General features: G+C 64.6%; 1 protein-coding gene. It reads left to right on the top strand.

Going from position 1 to position 20,749, the window contains the following annotated elements:
* Positions 1 to 361 precede the first annotated feature (361 nt).
* Positions 362 to 20,632 carry a non-ribosomal peptide synthase/polyketide synthase gene (locus ONR57_RS01190; RefSeq protein ID WP_265121000.1) on the top strand — a complete coding sequence of 6,757 codons (20,271 nt, stop codon included), beginning with the start codon at positions 362 to 364 and terminating at the stop codon, positions 20,630 to 20,632.
* The last annotated feature ends 117 nt before the right edge of the window (positions 20,633 to 20,749 follow it).

Genomic DNA, 20,749 nt, shown 5'->3' with positions numbered 1-20,749 from the left:
ATGCTGGGCGTTCTTGACCAAATTCTCGGGGCGCAAGGCGGTAGGCTCTCTTGATGCATTACCACCGGGTAATGTCGGCACTCGGCTTTCGTGGTGGTGTCTTCCGGCCCGGATGGAAGCCATATCATGAGGGAGGTATTGGTCATTGGAGGTAGGTTGATCTAGGTAGCTACAGGTAACAGGAGGTGCGGTTACAGCGATGTAACCAGCGGAGTGTTAATCGCCGATTGATTCACTCTCTGCAGCCTCTTGACGATTGGCAGATTCTTAGAGCATTTAATTCACATGCTGCGCCGCTGGGGCCAAGAAGCGACCCCGCAGCGCACAGCTGTGGTTGTGCTGGTGCAAATGGAGATGACGCGTGAGTCCTAGTGATGTGCCGGAGATCGACCGTGTGGAAGGGCAGCCGCTTGCCGCTGGTGCCTTCCCTCTGTCGTCTGCTCAGTACAGCATCTGGATGGCGCAGCAGTTAGATCCAGAGACGCCGGTCAACATCGCGCAGTACGTAGAGATTCACGGCGATATCGATCACCAGCTGCTCAACAGCTCAGCGAAGCAGGCAGGACGCGAAACCGGCTCCGGATATATCCGCGTCGTCGACGCAAACGGCAAACCAGCACAGTTTGTCGACCGATCCATCGACGACAGCGTTGATCTTCGCGATTTCACACGTGAGGCGGATCCTGTGGGCCGCGCCCGCGAGTGGATGCGCAAAGACTACTCGGCACCGATCGACATCGCGCGAGACCGGCTCGCGGTTTCTACCCTGATCAAGGTCGGCCCGTCGCATTACTTCTGGTACCAGCGGATCCACCACATCGCGGTCGACGGTTTCGGCGCGATGAACACGTTGCTGCGCGCGAGTGAGATCTACTCAGCCGCCGCCGCTGGCGAATCAGCCCCCGCAGCACCCGTCGAAGAGCTTTACGCCATCTACGAATCCGAGGCCGCGTATCGCGAATCCTCGCGGTTCAACCGGGACCGCGATTTCTGGCGTGCTTATACGGAAGGTCTGCCCGACCGAGTTTCCCTGGCGCAGCGTTCGGCGCCCGCCGGAAAGCACAGCCTCGTTGCGTCTTCCTCCGTGGGAACAGCAACAGACCAGCTGCTCGAAGAATCAGCGCAAAATTACAACGGTTCGTGGTCACCCGCCACGATCGCCGCGTTCGGCGCCTACCTGGCCCGGGTCACCGGAAACGATGAAGTCGTGCTGAGCCTCCCGGTGTCTGCGCGCGTGACGAAAACGATGCGCCGCTCGGGCGGCATGGTCTCTAACGTGGTGCCGCTGCGCATCACCGCAACACCGGATCACACTCCGAAGCAGCTCAGCGATCTCGTTCAGAGCCAGCTGTTCGCGGCACTGCGCCATCAGCGTTACCGCTATGAAGACATCCGCAGAGACATGGGCAGCGTTTCGGCGGATCGCGAATTCTTCGGCCCCACCGTCAACATCATGATGTTCCAGCCGGAGCTGCGCTTCGGCGACATCACCGGTGAGATCCACATTCTTAGTACAGGACCGGTCGAGGATCTGTCCGTCAACCTGTACCCGAGTTCCGGACCGGAACGGATTCACCTGGATTTCGAAGCGAACCCAGGTCGGTATTCACGCGCAGAACTAGAGCGTCACCACGCGCGTTTCCGCGCCTACCTGCAGCGCTTCCTTGAGCTTGGCGATACCGATTCGATCCGCTCGATATCGATTCTGGATGACGAGGAACGTGACGCGGTACTCGCGTGGGCGAAGGGCCCGCGCACCGAGCAGCCTGCTGAACTTGCGTCGATCATCGGAGCGGTTCGCCAGCGCCTCTCTGAGGCGCCCGACTCGGTCGCGGTGGTCAGCGCCGAGGGCACGCTCACCTACGGAGAACTCGGCCGCAGTGCCGCCGCCCTCGCAGCGCAATTGAAAGCGCGCGGGGTCGGGCGTGACGATGTGGTAGCGCTCGCGGTGCCGCGTTCCCGGGAGTGGGTCGCCGGCATGGTTGCCGCCTGGCAAGTAGGTGCCGCTTACGCGCCGGTGGACCCCACGTTTCCGCAGGAGCGGCTAGAAGCGGTTCTGGCTGATACCCGCGCTGCCGCCGTCGTGAGCCGTCCCGGCTGGGAACACGCGGGTGTAGTCCCGCCTGGGCTGCTCGTCGAATGTGACATCGCGGTCCTCGCTAGCGAAACTCACGCTGCTGGATACCCGGACCCCACGGACCCATGGCTCGAGCCGGACGCGGGGGCGCGTACGGCGTATGTCATCTCCACCTCGGGTTCAACCGGCCGCCCGAAGCCCACAGTTGTCCCGATGGCTGGCGTCGCCAACACGATCGCCTGGTACTGGCGAGATGTGCGCCTGGAACCCGGCGAAGGCGTCCTCGTTGCGTCGTCGCCAGGGTTCGACCTCACCCAAAAGAACGTATGGGCGGGGCTCGTGAGTGGCGCCCGAATCGTGCTCGCGCAGGATGGCTTCGATCCGGATGAGATCCTGCCCGCCGTCACCGAGCATGCGGTGACTCTCACAAACATGTCTCCAAGCGCGTTCGAAGCGCTCGTGGAGTCCGACACCGACGGTGTACTTCAGAAGGTCCGGACGGTATTCCTCGGTGGTGAGGCGATCCGTCCGCGGCCACTGTCAGCACTCCTTCGTTCCGGCGTCCGGATCGTGAACAGCTACGGCCCAACCGAGGCGTCAGATGTCGTCTCGTTCGCGGCCATGTCGCTGAAGGACACCCAGTCGGTGCCCATCGGTCACCCGATTCCGAACATCGACCTGTACGTACTCGACCGCAGTCTGGAACCGGTGCCTGTCGGCGTTGCTGGTGAGCTTTATGTCGGGGGCATTGGTGTTGGCCGAGGTTACGGTGGACTCCCGGAACTCACGTGCAACCGGTTCGTAGCCAGCCCATACGGCGAGCCCGGAACGCGGCTCTACCGCACCGGTGACCTTGTTCGGTGGCGTGAGGACGGTGAACTCGAATACATCGGCCGCACCGACTATCAGGTGAAGTTGCGCGGTTTTCGCATCGAACTCGGTGAAGTCGAGCTCGCGCTACTTAGCCGGCCCGAGGTGGCCCAGGCGGCCGCGGTGGTGCACCGCGGCAATGGCACACCGGACCGGCTTGTCGGATATGTCGTAGCGAATACGGCAGCGATCGACGAAACCGATGTGCTTGTGGGCGTCTCTGACTACCTCCCCGGATACATGGTGCCGTCCGCGCTGGTGGTGCTCGACGAGTTCCCGCTGACACCTAGCGGCAAGATCGACCGCAAAGCGCTTCCCGTCCCGGATTTCGGGTCGATGGTGTCGTCGTCACGGGAGCCGGCCAACGAAACTGAGCGCATACTGGCGCAGATCTTCGCTGACACACTCGGGCTGCCCGCGATTGGCCTGGAGGATTCGTTCTTCGCGCTCGGCGGCGACAGCATCATGTCGATTCATGTGGTGTCGCAGGCGAAAGCTGCCGGCATCATTATTTCGCCGCGGGACATCTTCGAGCGCCGCACGGTTGCGGCGCTCGCACGGGTGGCGCGTGCCGCGGACACCACGGCCGGGATTGTTCTCGAGGAACTCGAAGGTGGCGGCACCGGAGACATGGCGCTCACGCCGGTAATGGCGTGGATGACAGAGCGAGGCGGCGATTACCGGCAGTATTCGCAGGCCGCACTGCTGACACTGCCGCCAGACATCACTGAGGCGGGCATCGCCCAGACCTTGCAGGCCGTCATCGATCATCATGATCTGCTGCGCGCGCGTGTGACGGGCCACACGCTCGTCGTGCCAGCGCCGGGGGCGGTCGACGCCGCCGCGCTTCTCACTCGAGTGGCGGTGCGTGCGACACCAGGAACCACGGAGTTTCAGGACATCGTTTCCCAGCAGCTCGTCGCCGCGGCCGACCAGCTTGATCCCGTAAACGGGGTGATGCTGCGCGCTATCTGGTTCGACACTGGCGCGCGGACGCCGGGCCGGATCCTCCTGGTTATTCACCACGTTGCGATCGATGGGGTCTCTTGGCGCATCGTGGTGCCCGACCTCGCGTCCGCGTGGGCCCAAATCAGCTCTGGCCGAGAACCCGAACTCGCCCCGGTCGGCACATCGTTTCGGCGGTGGTCGCATGGACTCGTGGAGGAAGCGGAGGCGCGCGCTAGCGAGTTCGGGCTGTGGGAAGCGATTCTGGACGCACCCGAGGAACCACTGGGGTCGCGACCACTCGATCCTGCGCGCGACATCAACGCCACACTCGAGCGTCTGACTCTCGAAATCAGTCCGGACGTCACCGACGTCTTGTTGACGAGGGTTCCAGAAGTCATCCGTGGCGGCGTGGATGATGGCCTTATCGCCTCGCTGGTTCTCGCGCTCTCCGAATGGCGCGGAGCCACCACGCCGATTGTCGGGCTCGAGGGCCACGGACGTGAGGAAGCCGCAGTGCCTGGCGCGGACCTCACCCGGACGATGGGCTGGTTTACCACCGTTGCGCCGATCCGGTTCGGCACCACTGACTCCGACACCGCTGATGCGATGGCCGGGGGTCCGGCTGCCGGTGTACTGCTGAAGGCGGTCAAAGAACAGCTCCGGGCCGTGCCGGATCGCGGCATCGGCTACGGCATGCTGCGGTACCTGCATCCGGACGGGCCGCAGCGTCTGGGCTCGCAGGCGCAGCCGCAGGTGATGTTCAACTACCTCGGCCGCTTTGTGACGAGCGAGATACCAGACGAACTCAAGGATCTCGGCTGGATGCCGTCTGACGACGCGGACGAGCTGATGTTCACGTTCGCGCCGGACATGGCGGCACCGGGAGTTCTGGATATCACGGCGATGATTTCGCCGACAGCGGCCGGGCAGGTCCTGAAGATTGTCGTGCTGTATCCGTCGGGCGTGCTCAGCGGCGCGGAAGCGGAGGAGTTCGCGGACATCTGGCGGCGGTCACTTGGCGCGATCAGCCGTTACGCCCAGCGCCCCGACGCGGGCGGTTTAACGCCCTCCGACTTGCCGCTCGCCAGGGTGGACCAGCGCACGATCAGCGCCCTGGAACACCAATTCAAGCGTGTCACCGATATCTGGCCGCTCTCACCACTGCAAGCCGGCATGCTATTCCATGCGGTGCTTGCTGAGGACAGCGTCGACGCCTACATGGTGCAGCTTGTACTGACGATCGAGGGCACTATCGAGGCTGGGCGATTGCGCCGCGCGCTTAATGGCGTGCTTGCGCGGTATCCGAACCTGCGAGTGGCGTTCGCTACGAACAGCACTGGCGATCCGATCCAGGTGGTTCTGGACGACGTCGAGCCGGTAATCACTTTCAAGGACGTGTCGAACGCAGCAGACATCGACGCCGCAGTGGCCGACGCGCTCGCGGATGATCGGGCTCGGCGCTTCGACATGGCGCACGCACCGCTTGTCCGCGTCACGATCCTCACGGTTGCTCCCGGGCAGTACCGCATGGTTCTCACCAACCACCACATTCTGATGGATGGCTGGTCGACTCCGCTGTACCTGCGGGATTTGATCGGGCTGTACGTGCTCGATGGTGACGCAGCGCAATTGCCACCAGTGCGCTCCTACAAGGACTATCTCGAGTGGACCCTTGCGCAGGACACGCAGGCGTCACTCGACGTGTGGCGAGGCGCACTGTCGGGTCTCGACGAGCCGACCACCCTGGTTCCGCTGGAACGCGCGCGCAGGCACGAGGCAGCGCCGCAGGAGATCACACACCAGTTTTCCGCCGAGCTCTCACGACACATCGCGCACGTTGCGCGTGAGCTAGGGGTCACTGTAAACACGGTGATCCAGGCTGCCTGGGGCATCGTGCTCGCTACGGAAACCGCACGGGACGACATCGTTTTCGGTGCGACGGTTTCCGGGCGGCCACCGGAGCTCGACGGTGTCGAGGACATGATCGGCCTATTCATCAACACGCTGCCCGTCCGGGTGCGGCTGGAGCCGACCGAAACGTTTGCTGATTTGCTCATCCGGGTCCAGCACGAGCAGGCGGGCCTGCTCGAACACCACTATGTACAGCTGGCGGACATTCAGCGGACTGCCGGTCAGGGCGCGATCTTCGACACGCTGACGGTATTTGAGTCGTACCCCGTAGACCGTGCCGGCCTCGGTGCCGACAACGACCTAGCGGGAATGCGGATTACGGGCGTCTCCGGTCTCGATGCCGCGCACTATCCGGTGACGGTGATTGCGCACGCCGAGCCCGCACTGCAGCTCATCATCAAATACTTCCCGGACTTGCTGGATGGCAGCCGGTTGCGGGCGATGCTCGACCGGCTGGTGCGTACTGTCACCGCGATCGCCAAGTTCCCGGACAGCCGTTACGCGTCGTACGACGTGCTGACAGCGGGTGAGCACGCTCAACTCGCTCCGGTGGCAGGTCCAGCGGGGACGCCGCCGGTGCCGCTGCCAGACATCTTCAGCCAGTCCGCCGCTGCCGCAGCCGATAACGCCGCCGTGATCGACGGTGATCGCGTGCTCACCTACCGGGAGCTGGATGACCGCTCCTCGCAGCTGGCACGCCTCCTCATCGACCGGGGGATCGGCGCCGAAGATTTTATCGCTCTGGGTATGGCGCGATCGCCGGAATCCCTCCTCGGCGTCTGGGCGGCGGCTAAGTCTGGCGGCGCGTTTGTACCGGTGGACCCGGACTATCCGCGTGAACGCATCGAGCACATGCTGAATGACTCGGGCACACGTGTTGGTCTGACAGTCGCGGCGCAGGTGACTAGTCTGCCCAGCACGGTCGACTGGATCGTGCTCGACGACCCGGCGGTGGCCGCGGAACTGTCGAACTACTCAGCGGCACCGGTCACGGACGCGGACCGGCGCCAGCCCATCCGGGCGAAGAACACGGCCTACATGATTTACACGTCAGGGTCGACTGGCGTCCCGAAGGGCGTGGTTGTCACCCACACCGGCCTTGCGAACTTCGCGGCAGAACAGCGTGAGCGTTACAGCGTGACGCAGGATTCGCGGGTGCTGCACTTCTCGTCACCAAGCTTCGACGCATCGGTGCTCGAGTATCTCCTCGCGTTCGGCACAGGGGCGACCATGGTGGTCGTGCCGCCGGGAACATACGGTGGTGCGGAACTGGCCGCGGTGATCCGCGAGAACGGCGCGACGCACGCCTTCATCACCCCCGCAGCGCTCGCATCAGTAGACCCCGACGGACTAGACAGCTTCCAGCATGTGGTCGCCGGTGGCGAGGCCGTCCCCGCCGACCTGGTGGCGAGGTGGGCGCCAGGGCGCCGCATGTACAACGGCTACGGGCCGACGGAAACCACCATCATGGTGATGATTTCCGACCCGATGTCGCCGGGACAGAAGACGGTAACGATCGGACCGCCGATCCGCGGTACTGAGGCACTCGTCCTGGATTCGCGGTTGCGGCCCGTACCGGTCGGCGTCCCCGGCGAACTGTATGTGTCCGGTCTCGGCGCGGCCCGTGGCTACCACGCCAGGCCCGGGCTCACCGCGGAGCGGTTTGTTGCGAACCCGTTTGGTGCCGCGGGCGATCGGCTGTACCGCACCGGTGACCTTGTTCGGTGGACCACCGACGGGCCATCCGGAGACCTCGAGATCGAGTATCTGGGCCGCACTGACTTCCAAGTCAAGGTGCGCGGTTTCCGCATCGAGCTCGGTGAGATCGACGCGGCACTCAGCACACATCCGAACGTGGATTTCGCGGTGACGATCGGGCACACCGGACCGAACAACATCACCCGGCTGGTTGCCTATGTGAAGCCGGTCTCCGGCCGGGACATCGACACGGCCGAACTCTCCGGACACGTCGCTGCGAGCCTGCCATCCCATATGGTGCCGTCCGCGCTGATCGTGCTCGACGAGATCCCGCTGACCGTCAACGGCAAGCTGGACCGGCGGCGGCTCCCCGAACCTGATTTCGGTGCAGGGCAGGAGGCCTACGTTGGCCCCCGCACCCCGGCTGAGACGACGGTGTCAGAAATCTTCGCGGACGTGCTCGGCATCGAACGCGCCGGAATCCACGACAGTTTCTTCGAGCTGGGTGGTAACTCGCTGACGGCGACGAAGGTGACCGCCCGTATCAACGATGCGTTCGGCTGCCAGCTCGGTGTCCGTGAGGTGTTCGAGAAGCCGACCGTAGCGGAACTAGCCGAGCGGGCGGCGGCCGCGCCCACCAGTGGTGGCGAAGGTGGGCGCCCGGCACTGTCAGCTGGACCACGACCGGAACGTATTCCGCTTTCCCTCGCACAGCAGGGAATGTGGTTTATCAACCAGTTTGACCCCACCTCCGCGGTCTACAACATCGCATTCTCGCTGGAGCTGACCGGCACGCTCGACGCAGACGCGTTGCAAGCGGCCATGAATGATGTGCTGTCGCGGCATGAGGCGCTGCGAACCGTCTTCCCATCGGATGTGGAAGGGCCGTATCAGCGCATCCTCGCCCCCGAGGAGGCTGTCGGCACGATCCCTGTTATGCAGGTGAGCGCTGCCGAACTCGACACCGCGACTGGGTCGTTCGCGACACGTGGTTTCGACGTGACAAAGGACATCCCGATCCGCGTCACGCTGTTCCAGCTCAGCCCGGAGCGCCACGTGCTGGCCGTGGTGATGCACCACATCGCGGCTGATGGCGCATCGATGGCACCACTCGCGACAGACCTGATGACCGCGTATGCTTCCCGCACCGACGGAAGGGCCCCGCGCTGGGACCCCCTGGGAATCCAGTACGCGGACTTCGCGATTTGGCAGCGTTCCGTTCTCGGCGAGGACACCGACCCAAAGAGCGTAGTGTCGCGCCAGCTCGCGTACTGGGCACATACGCTTGCTGGGGCCCCTGGACTCCTGCCGCTGCCCACCGATTATCAGCGTCCGCCGGAGCAGTCCCTGCGCGGGGAATCGGTAGCGTTCCACTTGGACGCTGACCTGCACCGGCGCATCGAAGAAGTGGCGAAGCGCGGTGGTGCCACGGTTTTCATGGTGACGCACGCCGCCTTCGCGGCGCTGCTGTCGCGCCTCTCAGGGACGCCGGACATCACCATCGGGACACCGATCGCCGGGCGCGGGGAAGCGACACTCGAGCGGCTCGCAGGTATGTTCGTGAACACGCTGGTGCTGCGAACCCACGTCGAATCGGATGCGACGTTCGCTGACCTTATCGCCCGGGCACGGGAAACCGATCTCGCAGCGTTCCAGCACGCGGAAGTGCCATTCGAGCGCGTGGTGCGTGAGGTGGGTGCCGAGCGGGCCGCTGACCACTCGCCGCTTTTCCAGGTAATGCTCGCCTTCCAGAACACCGACCCGGTCCGCTTCGACATCGCGGGACTGGAAGTGATTGCGGATGCGATCGACGTCAACACCGCGAAATACGATCTGCTGCTGACGCTGGAAGAAACCCACGACGAAGACGGCCAGCCCGCAGGAATCAAGGCGCTGCTCACCTACGCCACCGACCTGTTCAAGCGGGAAACGATCGAGCAGTACACCGACCGCTACACGCGACTGCTCGACGCGGCGTGCACGGACACGGATGTTCCGATCGGTGACGTCAACATTCTCAGCGAGCATGAGCAGAACCTCTTCACCAGCCGCCAGGCAGCGGCAGGCGGCCTTGAAGATCGCCTTGAAGCCGCTGCCCACGAGCGCCCCGGCGCCACGGCATTCACGGTGGAAGGCCAGGACATCACCTATGCGGAGGTGACGTCCCGTGCCCGCGACATCGGCGCGCGGCTGGGTGATCAGCGGGTGCGGCGCGAAGGTCACTACGCGCTAGCCCTGCTGACGTACGCTGCGGGCGCAGCCAGCGAGCCCGCCGCAATGCAGTTGATGGACCGTTTGCTGCCGGTTCTCGACGCGGTCGCTGGTGACGCGGAACTCGCCCTCGGAACCATCGGTGCAGCGAGCCTGCTGCCGCAGATTGGTGCAGGGACGCACGAAGCATCGGGCTGGAACGACACAACGCACTGGGTGCCGGACTCGAATCTCGTCGCGCTGTTCGAAGAGCAAGTCTCGAAAACGCCCGACGCGGTGGCGCTCGTCTATCGCAAGCGCGAACTCACCTACCGGGAACTCGACGAGTGGGCAAACCAGGTCGCGCGGCTGCTGATTGACCGCGGGGTCGGCCCGGAGTCGCGGGTCGCGCTGGTTGCGCGGCGCTCCCTGGAAATGGTCGTGGGAATGTACGCCATCGTGAAAGCCGGTGGTGCCTACGTCCCAGTGGACCCGGATCACCCCACAGACCGCATCGCCTGGGTGCTGAGTTCAGCCGAACCCGTGTGTGTCGTTACCACCAGCCGTGACCGCGTTGCGATGCAAAGCCCCGTGGATTCCCTGGAGATCGACCGACTCGACCTTTCTGGCTACGACACGGAACCGATCACTGATAGGGAGCGGCGCGGGCCGATCCATACCGACAACACCGCTTACGTGATCTATACGTCCGGTTCGACTGGGCGTCCCAAGGGCGTGGCGGTAAGCCACCGGGCGATCGTCAACCGGCTGTTGTGGATGCAGGCCGAGTACCAGCTGACCCCCCGCGACGTCGTGCTGCAGAAGACCCCGTTCACGTTCGACGTGTCGGTGTGGGAGTTTTTCTGGCCCCTCGAAATCGGTGCGCGCCTCGTGATCGCGCTGCCAGATGGGCATCGCGACCCCGCGTACCTCTGCGACCTGATTGGCGAGCAGCGCGTGACCGTGCTGCATTTCGTGCCGTCGATGCTCGCGGTGTTCGTGGCGGCCGCAGCCGAAGGCGGCCGTAAGGAGCAATTGGCGACGCTGCGGCTCGTTTTCGCCAGCGGTGAGGCGCTCGCGCCGCCCGCCGCGGAAGGCTTGACCCGGCTGACCACCGCGGAACTGCACAATCTGTACGGGCCAACCGAGGCTGCCGTCGACGTCACGTATCACCAGTACACCGCGGACGACACGGTCACGGTGCCAATCGGTGCGCCGGTCTGGAACACGCAGGTGTATGTGCTCGATTCGCGTCTGCGCCTCGTGCCGATCGGCGTGCAGGGAGAGTTGTATCTCGCCGGAATTCAGCTGGCGCGCGGCTATGTAGGACGTCCGGATCTCTCCGCTGACCGTTTCGTCGCGAATCCGTTCGGAGAACCCGGTGAGCGGATGTACCGTACCGGCGACCTCGTTCGGTGGACCACGAAGGGTGAACTCGAGTACATAGGCCGCACCGATTTTCAGGTGAAGCTGCGCGGGCTGCGCATCGAGCTCGGCGAGATCGAGGCTGTGCTGCGCTCGCACCAGGGTGTCGATCAGACCGTCGTCACCCTGTACAACGATCCTTCGGGCGGTGAGCAGCTCGTCGGTTATCTGACAACGGAGCCGGGCGCAGTCATCGACCTCGATGACGTGAAACGCGACGCGGGCAGCCAGCTGCCCGAATACATGGTTCCGCGGACGCTCATGGTGCTCGACGAACTGCCCTTGAACATCAACGGCAAGCTCGATCGCAAAGCGCTGCCCGCGCCGGACCTCGGCGGCTCCCCTAAGGGCTTCGTCGCCCCCTCCGGGCCGGTTGAAGAAATCGTGGCCGGCATCTTCGCGGAAGTTACGGCACGTGACCGCATCAGCGTCAGCGAATCGTTCTTCGATCTCGGCGGTAACTCGCTGAGCGCGACGCTGGTAACGGCGCGAATCAACGACGCGCTCGGTGCGGAACTGACCCTTCGGGATCTTTTTGAGTCGCCGACAGTCGCGGGACTATCCGCGATGCTCGAGCACGAAGGTTCCCGAATCACGTCCCGGCCGAAACTTGAGGCCAGTGACCGGCCGGACCGGCTGCCGCTGTCGCTCGCACAGCAGCGCATGTGGTTCCTCAACCGCTTCGACACCGCATCCGCGGTGTACAACATGCCGCTGGTGCTGCGGCTGACTGGCAAACTGTACGTCTCGGCGCTGCAAGAGGCGATCCTCGACGTCATCGGCCGCCACGAGTCGCTGCGCACTGTGTTCCCCGCGACCGATCAGGGACCGGTCCAGGTAGTCCTCCCGGCGTCGAAGGTGGGCATTGACATTTCGCCGGTAGACATCGCTGAGGCCGAGCTACACCGGGAGCTGTTCGCGCTCGCGTCGGTTGGTTTCGACGTCACGGCGGAAGCGCCCATTCGTGCGGCGCTGCTGCGGACCGCGCCGGAGCAGTACACGCTGCTGATCGTGGTGCACCACATTGCCGCAGATGGGGCTTCGCTCAAGCCACTGGCGACCGACCTGGTGGGTGCGTACGTCGCGCGCGCGAACGGTGACGCGCCCGCGTGGGAGCCACTACAGGTCCAGTACGCCGATTTCGCGGTGTGGCAGCGGGAGCTGCTCGGTGACGAGAATGATCCCGAGTCGCTCGCCGGGCGGCAGATCGAGTTCTGGAAGGAATCTCTCGCGGGCATTCCGGAACTGCTCGAGTTACCCACTGACCGGCCCCGTCCGGCGCGGCAGTCGCAGCGTGGCGCAACGATGTCTTTCTCGATCGATGCCCAGCTTCAGCGGGACCTGCAGTACCTTGCACGCAGCAACCGCGCGACCCTGTTCATGGTAATGCATGCCGCGTACGCGGTGCTGCTGGCAAGGCTTTCCGGCACCGACGATGTCACGATCGGTACCCCGATCGCAGGCCGTGGTGAACGTGCCCTCGACCCGCTTGTCGGCATGTTCGTGAACACGCTTGTGCTGCGTACTGAAGTCAATGGCGCGGAGTCGTTCACCGATCTGCTCAGCACGGTTCGTGACCGTGACCTGGCCGCTTTCATGCACGGCGATGTTCCGTTCGAACAGCTTGTCGACGTCCTGAAGCCACACCGCTCGACCGCGCACGCGCCGCTGTTCCAAGTAGTGCTGGCATTCCAGAACACCGAGGCGATCGCGTTCGAGCTCGACGGCATCGCGGCGGAATTCCAGACCGTGGATGTTCACACCACGAAGTTCGACCTGATGCTTGATCTGGCGGAGACGTGGGATGACGCCGGTGACCCTGCCGGTATCCAAGGCCACTTCGTCTACGCCACCGATCTGTTCGACGCGGACACGATCGAGTCGTTCGCGCGCCGGTTCGTCCAATTGTTGCAGCATTTCGTTGCCGCGCCAGCACAGCCGGTCGGTGACGCCGTGCTGCTCGATTCCGCTGAGCATGCGGCGCTGGTGCCCGTCGCTGGAGACGGGGCGCCGTCGCTGCAAACGCTGCCCGAGATCTTCGCGGCCGCGGCTGCGGCTGACCCCCAGCGCACAGCCGTGATCGCGGGTGACACCACACTGACGTATGAGCAGCTTGACGCCCGCTCAAGCCAGCTGGCGCGGATGCTTGCGGCCCGGCTGCCACGCCAGGCAACCGCTGCGGAGCCAGTGGTGGCGATCGCGCTGCCGCGCTCTGCGGAACTGGTCGTCGCAGTGTGGGCGGTGGCCAAGATGGGCGCGGCATTCGTTCCCGTCGATCCGTCGTACCCCGAGGATCGTGTGCTCCACATGGTGTCGGACTCGGCGGCAGCGATCGGCATCGCACGTGCGGACGACGTCACCAAGCTCCCGGAGAGCATCGAGTGGCTGGCTCTCGGTTCGGGCGGGTTCGAAAACGAGCTCGATGCGCTGAGCGCGGCGCCGCTGACCGATAGTGAGCGCGGCTTCGCGATCCGCGAGGACGCCGCCGCGTACATGATCTACACCTCAGGCTCCACCGGCTTGCCGAAGGGGGTCGTTGTGACGCACAGCGGCCTGTCCTCCGTGGTGCATGAACAGATCAGCCGCTTCGGACTGGACAGCACCGCGCGGGTGCTGCAGTTCGCGTCCCCGAGCTTCGATGCGTCCGTCTTCGAATTGCTGATGGCGTATGGTTCCGCGGCCACTCTCGTCGTTGTCGAAGGTGGACGTGAAGCTGCCGGAACGGTCGGTGCGGTGCTGCGTGAGCACCGCGTCACCCATGCGGTGATCACGCCATCGGTGCTCGCATCGCTCGACCGCAGCGATGTCGTGGACGTCCGCACACTGCTCGTCGCCGGTGAGGCATGCCCGCCAGAACTGGTCAGCGAATTCGCACCCGGCCGCACCATGCTCAACCTGTACGGCCCCACCGAGGCGACCATCTGGTCGACGAGTAGCACGCCAATGGTGGCCGGGCAGCCGATCGATATCGGACGTCCCGTGCGTGGCACCGACGTGGTGGTTCTCGATTCACGTTTGCATCCGGTGCCAGTCGGGGTCGCGGGTGAGCTGTATCTGTCGGGCGTGGCACTCGCGCGCGGTTATCACCGCAGGGCAGGGACAACGAGCGATCGTTTCGTCGCGAACCCGTTCAGCGGCAACGGCGAGCGGATGTACCGCACCGGGGACCTCGTTCGCTGGAATAAGGATGGCGTCCTGGAATATCTGGGCCGCACCGACTTCCAGGTCAAAATCCGCGGCTTGCGCATCGAACTGGGTGAAATTGAAGCAGCCTTGGCGCGGCACGAGTCGATCGACCAAGCTGTCGCATCTGTACACCATGACGCCAACGCCGGTGATGTCCTCGTCGCGTACGTGGTGCCGACCGGACAGACCGCGGACGTTCCCACGGTCAAGAACGCCCTCTCGGAACAGTTGCCGCCGCATATGGTGCCGCAGGCGTTCATTCAGCTTGATGCGCTGCCGCTCACCGCGAACGGCAAAATCGATCGCAAAGCGCTGCCCGAACCGGAGATCGCCGGTGCCATGCACGCGGAGTTCCGTGCACCGTCAGGCCCGGTTGAAGAAATCATTGCTGGCATTTTCAGCGAAATCACGGGCCGCGAACGGGTCGGGGTCGACGATGACTTCTTCGACATCGGCGGCAACTCGCTGTCTGCTACACGGGTCGCAGCGCGGCTCAGCGAGGCGACCGGCCGAGCGATCGGTGTTCGCGAACTCTTCGAGGCGCCCACCGTGGCGCAACTCGCCATCGTCGTAGAAACCGCCGACGCCGACGGTCAGGCACGGCCGGCACTCACGCCGCAGCCCCGCACTGACGCAGCCCCGCTGTCGCTCGCGCAATCGCGGATGTGGTTCATCAACCAACTCGATACAGAATCCGCGGCATACAACATCCCGCTTATGCTCCGGATGTCGGGAACCGTCGACGTACCCGCGCTGCAGGCTGCGCTCACCGACGTGGTCGCGCGTCACGAAGTGCTCCGCACGATGTATCCGGAGACGCCAGACGGGCCAGTACAGCAGGTCGTCGCCACACGTGAAGTGCCGCTCGGACTTACGCCACAGCCCGTGAGCGGGGAAGCCGAACTAGCAGAGTCGATCCGGCAGCTTGCGCAGCGCGGCTTCGACGTCACCATCGCACCGCCCGTGCGGGCCGGTCTCTACCAAGTCACCGACACTGAATACGTCCTAGTCATCGTGGTGCACCACATCGCGGCCGACGGCGAGTCGATGCGTCCACTAGCCCGTGACGTGATGGTTGCCTACACCGCGCACGCAGCGGGGCAAGAGGTCAGCTGGGACCCGCTCAAGGTGCAGTACAGTGACTTCGCGATCTGGCAGCGCGAACTGCTCGGCGATGAGACTGACCCGGAGTCGCTCGCAGCGAAACAGCTCGAGTACTGGAAGACCGCGCTTGCTGACCTTCCCGAACTAGTCGAACTGCCGGCGGACCGGCCCCGCCCCGCCGTGGCAAGCCTGCGCGGCGCGAACTACGAATATCGCATCGGCCCGGAAGTGCACACGAAGCTTGTGCAGCTCGCCCGCCAGCACAATGTCACGACGTTCATGGCGGTTCATGCTGCCCTCGCCGTACTGATGGCACGGCTTTCCGGAACCACGGACATTCCGATCGGAACGCCCGTCGCGGGTCGCGGTGAGCGTGCCCTCGACGATCTCGTTGGCATGTTTGTGAACACCCTCGTCCTGCGGACCGAGGTGGAGCCGACGCTCACGTTCGAGGAGTTGCTCGCGCGTGTCCGGGAAAACGATCTCGGTGCCTTCACCCATGTGGATGTACCGTTCGAGCGGCTCGTCGAGGTGCTGAACCCCACCCGCAGCCGCGCGCACGCGCCGCTGTTCCAGGTCATGCTGTCCCTGCAAGACGATGCGTCGCCCACCGTTGAATTGCCGGGAATGACGATCTCTCCGCTGGAGATCAGCACCCACACTTCGAAGTTCGATATCAGCTTCGGGGTGCTCCAAGATTGGGACGACACCGGCGCCCCAGCAGGTATGACGCTCAGCTTGACGTACGCGACCGACCTGTTCGACGAGGCGTCGATGGCCACGTTCGCGCGACGTTTTGAACGCGTCATCCAGCGCGTCGCCACGGAGCCGACAGTGCCGCTGAACGACATCGCCGTGATGTCCGTCGACGAGCAAACCCAGGTGCTCCTGGAATGGAACTCGTCCGAAGAGGTACTCGAAGCGCCGCCGCTCGATGTGATGCACATGTTCGATGCGCAAGTGGCGAAGACTCCCGGCGCGATCGCGGTAGTCGCGGGCGATGCCGAGGTTTCGTATGCAGACTTCGCCGCGCAGGTAAACCGGCTCGGGCGTTATCTCAGTGATCAGGGCGTGGCTACCGAAACGCGCGTGGCGGTCATGATCCACCGGTCGGTCGATTTGCTTGCGGCGATTTACGCGATTCTCAAGGCGGGCGGTGCTTATGTGCCGATCGACCCTGAGTATCCAGCTGACCGGATTAGCTACATGCTCGGGGCAGCGGAACCGCACCTCGTCTTGACGACCGCGGAAACGTCACCGCAGTTGCCGGAGATGGCGTGCCAGGAAGTCCGGATCGATGCGCTCGATCTCTCGGGGTATTCCAGTGAGCCGCTGACTGACCCGGCACGACCGGCGGGAACGCACCCTGCGAACACCGCGTACATCCTGTTCACCTCAGGCTCCACGGGACGCCCGAAGGGCATCGAAGTCAGTCGGCATGCTTTGGCGTACTCCATCGCGTGGCATCAGCACGACTTCCCGATCGGGACCACGGATGCGGTACTGCAGAAGACATCAGTCACCTTCGATCCCTCAGTTGCCGAGCTGTTCTGGCCGTTGCAAACCGGCGCTCGCATCGTTTTCGCGAAGCCGGGCGGCCATCGCGATCCCGAGTACCTGGCCGAGGTTATCGCCGCGCAGAAGATCACGGTGACACACTTTGTGCCGTCAATGCTCGAGGTGTACCTCGGGGTGACTGCCGGGGAGGGGCTGGAGCACCTGCGCATCGTGTTCAGCGGGGGTGAAGCACTTTCCGCTGCGCTGGCTCGCCGGTTCAGCCGCGCAACGACTGCTGGGCTATACAACGTGTACGGTCCGGCAGAGGCCACGATCCGCACCCACACGCATTTGTGGCGCGAAGGTTCGCAGGGCGTGAAATCGGTGCCGATCGGCCGTGCCGTGCCGGGAACGCAAGTTCTCGTCCTCGATTCAGCGCTGCGCTTGACTCCCGTCGGGGTGCCGGGCGAACTGTACGTCGCCGGCCCCTTGCTGGCCCGCGGGTATGTCCACCGGCCAGATCTCACCGCCGACAGATTCGTCGCTGACCCGTTCGGCGCTCCCGGCGAGCGTATGTACCGCACCGGTGATCTGGTGCGGTGGCTGCCAGACGGGACACTCGAGTACCTCGGCCGAACCGATTTCCAGGTGAAGCTGCGCGGTCAGCGCATCGAACTCGGCGAAATCGAAACGGCGCTGCGCGACTTTCCCGGCGTCACGGGCGCTGTGGTTGTGCTCCGTAAAGACGAGCACCGCGGTGACCAGCTTATTGGGTATGTCACAGTGCCGGCGGGGAGCGCAACAGATGGCGGCGAGATTCGCGCAGCGGTCGCCGCGCACCTTCCGGACTACATGGTGCCTGCCGCGGTCGTTGTCCTGGACGAGTTCCCGCTGAGTGCGAACGGCAAACTCGATCGCAAAGCGCTGCCGGTGCCGGCCTTCGACGCCGAGTCCGGGCCCTTCCAGGCGCCGCAAAACCCGATCGAGGAGATCATCGCGGACATCTACGCCGAACTTCTCGGTGCAGATCGCGTGAGCACGGACGCCTCCTTCTTCGACCTTGGCGGCAGTTCGCTGGCGGCGATGAAAGCGATCGCACGAATCAGTTCAGCGCTGGGCGTGCGGGTGCGTGTGCAGGATCTGTTTGACGCGCCGACGGTCGCCGCACTGGCTGAGCGAGTCGAGCATGCGCAGTCGCATGCCCGCGCCGCGCACCCACTCGCGCCCGTCTCGCCGCGTCCGGCGCACATTCCGCTGTCGCTCGCGCAGCAGCGTATGTGGCTGCTCAACCGCATCGATCCAGGTTCTGCGGCGTACAACATGCCGCTGGTTCTGCGTCTTTCAGGAGAGCTGGACACGGCCGCGCTGCAAGCTGCAGTGAACGATGTACTCGCGCGGCATGAGTCGTTGCGCACACGATTCCCAGACGCAGACCTTGGTCCGCGGCAGGAGATTGTGCCGCCGCGCGCGGTCGCTGTCGACTTGGCGCCGCGCGCCGTGCCGGAGTCAGACATCGTCGACCACGTCACCGCGTTCGTCGCCAAGGGCTTCGACGTGACGAAGGAAGTGCCGCTGCGGGGGGCGCTTTTCCAGATAGCCGAGCAGGAACATGTGCTCGCGATCGTCGTGCACCACATCATCGGTGACGGCGAATCGATGGGCCCGATGGCACGCGACGTGATGATTGCCTATTCGGCGCGCGTTGCTGGCGAAGCGCCTGCATGGACGCCGCTGGATGTCCAGTACGCAGATTTCGCATTGTGGCAGCGAGAGGTGCTGGGCGAACCGTCAGATCCGGACTCGCTGGCGGCCCGCCAGATTGCGTACTGGAAGGAATCGCTCGCGGGACTCCCAGAACTGCTGGACCTCCCGACCGACCGGCCACGCCCTGCCGTTGCGGGCTCCGAGGCGGGCCACGTCACGGTCGAGCTAGGGGCCGACGAGCACCGCGGATTGGTGCGGCTCGCGGACCATCACAGCGGCTCGATGTTCATGGTGCTGCACGCGGCCCTCGCTGTCGTGCTCGCTCGCGTCACCGGCACCCGCGATATTGCGATTGGCACCCCAGTGGCAGGCCGCGGCGAGGCTGCGCTCGACAATTTGATCGGCATGTTCGTCAACACTCTGGTACTCCGGACGCAGGTCGACAGCGCGGCCGCCTTCACCGATCTGCTTCAGCACGTGCGGCACGTCGATCTCGGCGCGTACGAGCACGCGGACGTCCCGTTCGAGCAGCTTGTCGACGTCCTGAAGCCGCAGCGCTCCACCGCGCACGCTCCGCTCGTTCAGGTCGTGCTCTCCCTGATGAACCCGCAGCAGCGCAAGCTGCAGCTCGCCGGCCTCACCGTGTCACCGCTCGAAGGTGACGAGTCCGCGAAGTTTGACCTCCTGCTCGGTGTCGAACAGCACTTCAGTGATGACGGGCAACCGGCGGGACTCACAGCCAGATTCGTGTATCGGGCCGACATCTTCGATGCGGTATCGATCGAAAGGCTCGGAGCACGGCTGGAACGCGTCATTCACGCGGTCACCGCCGATGCGGACGCGATCATCGGCGATATCGAGATTGCCGATGCGTCCGAACGCGGTTCGATCGTGCGCGGTGGCGCCGGGGCTTTGAGCGCGGCAACCGCTGCGGCAGGGGTGCTCACAGGTGGGGAGGCGCCACCGAGCGAGACGCTCGCACAAGTGTTTGCCAATGCTGCTGAAGCAAACCCGGCCGGCGCTGCAGTGCTAACCGGTGAGAAGCCGCTCTCATACATGAATCTCGACAAACGGTCGTCGCGTCTCGCGCGTCTGCTGATCAGGAACGGTGCTGGTCCAGAGGCCTCCGTAGTCGTGGCGCTGCCGCCGTCGATCCAGGCAGTGGTGGCGCAGTGGGCGGTCGCTAAAACCGGTGCTGCGATCGTCCTGCTCGATCCACAGTCGGTCTCCGGCGAGTCAGCTCGCGCGCTGGCCACAATCGGCGCATCGATTGGCGTCACCGCCGTGGAGCTGCGCGAAGGGTTGCCAGAACTCGGCACATGGATCGAAGTGGATGACGAGTCCGTCAAGGCACAACTCAAGACCATGTCCCCGGCGCCGGTGTCGTTCTATGACCGGCTCGGGCAGGTCCGTCTTGACAACACGGCCTACATCGCGCTGAGCACAGACTCAGAGGGTGTGAGTGCCGTGGCGGTAACACACCGTGCCCTCGCTGGAGCAGTTACCGCGTTGCGTGCACGGCTCGGTGCCGCTGCGGAAAAGCCCGTGTCACTCAGCGATTTTGCTGACGTCCACGACTCCGTGCTGCGTCTGGTGCTTGCGGCATCGTCATCTGCGTCGCTCGCCATCGGCGGCGCCGCGGAGGGACCTGACTGGCGTCACACCCCGGTCGAGGTGGCCGCTCCGAGTGCCGCGTTGCGCATCATCGGGTCTGCCGGGGCACCCGCAAGCACGATCGCGAATGGTGCTCCAGCACTGGGCGAACCAGTGCCAGGAGCCAAGATCGTCGTTCTCGACGACTCGCTGCGCCCAGTCACCGAAGGTGGCGAAGGTGAGCTTTATCTCGCTGGCAATGGGCTTGGGCGGGGTTACGTGAGCGCAACCGCGCGGACAGCGGCGCGTTTCGTCCCGGATCCGACCGATACCCACGGTGAACGCATGTACCGGACTGGCGTGCGAGTGCGGTGGGGCACTGGCGGGGTCATCGAATACCTCGATCGGGGTCAGGCGGAATCTCGCTGATCGGATGTGCCGAGTCGGAAACGCGCACCAGCGAAGTGCCTACGATGTAACAGTCGCTGACAGCGATCCGGTATCCCTTGTGGTGCCGTCTAGTTGGGATGGGAAGGTTCGATGAGC

This window comes from Hoyosella sp. YIM 151337, from assembly GCF_026041215.1.
GTDB lineage: Bacteria > Actinomycetota > Actinomycetes > Mycobacteriales > Mycobacteriaceae > Hoyosella.
Note: the sequence above shows the minus strand (reverse complement) of the source record. Positions and strands in the feature narration are given on the sequence as shown.